This window comes from uncultured Campylobacter sp. (genome assembly GCF_938045225.1).
GTDB lineage: Bacteria > Campylobacterota > Campylobacteria > Campylobacterales > Campylobacteraceae > Campylobacter_A.
In genome coordinates this window covers 1-2665 of sequence record NZ_CALINL010000072.1, presented here as the reverse complement: position 1 = coordinate 2665, position 2665 = coordinate 1, and the positions used below count along the sequence as shown (strand labels likewise).

Annotated in this window: 3 protein-coding genes; all 3 read left to right on the top strand. The window is 48.1% G+C overall.

Annotated elements, in window-relative coordinates:
• Positions 1-99 precede the first annotated feature (99 nt).
• Genes Q0200_RS03150 through mog form a run of 3 tightly spaced genes read left to right on the top strand, consistent with a single transcriptional unit; the run spans position 100 to position 2482 of the window.
• Positions 100-273: a hypothetical protein gene (locus Q0200_RS03150; RefSeq protein ID WP_297937597.1), complete on the top strand. Its 174-nt coding sequence runs from the start codon at positions 100-102 to the stop codon at positions 271-273.
• Positions 260-1927, top strand: a complete 1668-nt coding sequence (locus Q0200_RS03145) for an ATP-dependent metallopeptidase FtsH/Yme1/Tma family protein (RefSeq protein ID WP_297937595.1) — start codon at positions 260-262, stop codon at positions 1925-1927. The genes Q0200_RS03150 and Q0200_RS03145 overlap by 14 nt, the downstream gene beginning before the upstream one ends.
• Before the next feature lie 15 nt (positions 1928-1942).
• On the top strand, positions 1943-2482 hold the full coding sequence (gene mog, locus Q0200_RS03140) for a molybdopterin adenylyltransferase (protein WP_297937593.1): 540 nt from the start codon (positions 1943-1945) through the stop codon (positions 2480-2482).
• Positions 2483-2665 lie beyond the last annotated feature (183 nt).

Sequence of the window (2665 nt, the reverse complement as noted above, 5' to 3'; positions counted from 1 at the left end):
GACTAAAATTTTTAAGAGGACTTGCAGTTACTATTTATATCACAGTTGTTTCGTTATTTTTTGCAACATTGATTGGTTTAGGAATAGGATATTTAAATTTTGTACCAACAGATAAAAAAGGATTTGGTCGAGCAGCTAAACGGCGAATTTTACGAAGGTTTCGATCAGTTTTATAACAAAGTAAAAATCAAAACGGATAAGCAAATTTTAAAAGAGTGGGCGGTCATAGATAAATTTGAAGTAAAAAGCGAGGGCGACTATGCACAAATTTAAGCTAAATAAACAAAAGATCATCGTGATTTTGACGGCTATTTTGGCGGTTTTGCTAGCCGTTGCGGTAGGTAGAAATCAACCTAAAAACATAATGTACGAAAGCTATGAAAAGCTGCTAGAAGGCGACATGATCGCAAGCGCGACCGTAAACGGCGGCGAGCTGGAGCTCACGACTAAGGGCGGCAACAAATACATCATCGTAAAAGACGGCGTGGACATGCGCACTCTGGTGCAAAAAGTGCCCGTCGATCTAAAAAAAGAGACGCCCGTGCTGGATGAAATTTTAGCCGTGCTGGCACTGCTTGTTATCTGCTTTGGGGGGCTTGCGATTTATGCTAGGTTTAAAAAACAAAAACTCGCCGCACAAAACGAAAATCAAAAAGCAAACGTTTACGAGTATGATAATATCGCCGCTAGCTCGGTGGCTCCTGCTATCTCAAACGTCAAATTTGACGACGTGGCTGGCATAAAGGACGTCAAATTTGAGTTAAGCGAGATCGTGGATTTTCTAAAAAATCCGACTAAATATAAAAAATTCGGCATCAAAATGCCAAAAGGCGTGCTGATGGTGGGGCCTCCGGGCGTGGGTAAGACGCTAGTGGCAAAGGCCGTCGCGGGCGAGGCGGGAGTGCCGTTTTTTTACCAAAGCGGCGCGAGTTTTGTGCAAATTTACGTCGGTATGGGTGCAAAACGCGTGCATGAGCTGTTTTTAAAGGCTAAAGCCTATGCACCATCCATCATCTTTATCGACGAGATCGACGCCGTAGGCAAGGTGCGCGGCGGCAACCGAAACGACGAGCGCGAGGCCACGCTAAATCAGCTATTGACCGAGATGGACGGCTTTGAGGATAACTCTGGCGTCATCGTGATCGCCGCGACCAATCGCATCGAGATGATAGACGAGGCGTTGCTGCGCTCGGGGCGATTTGATAGGCGCATTTTCCTTTCTATGCCCGATTTTGCCGATAGAGTCGAGATTTTAAAGTCCTATCTAAAAGATAAAAACACGAGCGTAGAGGCGCAGGACGTGGCGCGTATCAGCGTCGGTTTTAGCGGGGCGGCTCTTTCTACGCTGGTAAACGAAGCTGCGATAAACGCGCTAAGACGCGGCGGCGAGATAATCGAATTTAGCGATTTTGAAAGCGTTTTAAACAAAGTCCTGCTCGGTAAAAGAAGGATTTTGAGCTACAACGACGAGGAAAAGCGCATTCAGGCGCTCTATCAGGGCGCAAAGGCTTTGGCGGCGTATTGGTTTGGGATAGAATTTGAAAAAATTTCGCTCGTCGAGGAGCAGTTTATGCGCCCCGAGCGAGAGATAGAGTCGCGCTCGCAGATGTTTGCGCGTATCAAAGTTTGTTTGGCGGGCATGAGCGCGCTAAAGATGGTCAAAGACGATACCTTTTCAAACTCCAACGCCGACATCCAAAAGGCTCGCGAGATAGCGCAAAATATGGTCTTTGAGTACGGCATGGGGCATACATTTACGCCAAGCGCGGCGGAGGCCGAGGAGCTGCTGCAAGAGGCGTATGCCGAAGTAGGGACGTTTTTGGCGGGCATGAAAACGCAGCTAGAGCGCATCAGCGAGCATATCGAGATTTTTGAGAGTATCGACAAAGACGCGCTGGGTAAAATTATCAAAGAGTATTATAACTAAATTTAAGGAGAAAATATGAAAGCAAAAATTGGCATATTGACGCTGAGCGACCGAGCTAGCGAGGGCAAATACGACGATCTATCGGGCGCGGCGATAAAAGAGGTTTTGGATGGCTGGATAACGAGCGAGCGCGAGTATTTTTACGAGGTGATCCCGGACGAGATCGAGCTCATAAAAGAGCGCCTAAAATACATGATAGACGTGCTGGGCTGCGATCTAGTGCTAACGACGGGCGGCACGGGACCGGCTCCTCGCGACGTGACGCCTGAGGCTACTGAGGACGTATGCGAAAAGATGATGCCCGGTTTTGGCGAGCTGATGCGCGCAGCTAGCCTAAAATACGTCCCTACAGCGATCTTATCACGCCAAACCGCAGGTATCAGAGGGCACGCGCTCATCGTAAATTTACCCGGCCAGCCAAAGGCGATCAGAGAGTGCCTAGAGCCGGTATTTCCAGCGATTCCATACTGCATTGATCTCATCGGCGGCGCATTTATAGAGACTGATGAGAGCGTGATGAAGGTCTTTCGCCCGAAACAAAAGAAAATTTCGTGATCCACGCGTGCTAAACTTTTTTGAAAATATAAATTTAAAGGCTACGAGGCTGCTTGAGGGCTACTATTCGCTCTTTTGCGGCCTTTTTACGCTTTGCGTCGGCGTTTACGGGCTCGCACTCGTTTTTAGGGCCGAGTGGCTTTTGCTTGTCGCTAGCGCTTGTATCTACGCGTGTTTCGTCCT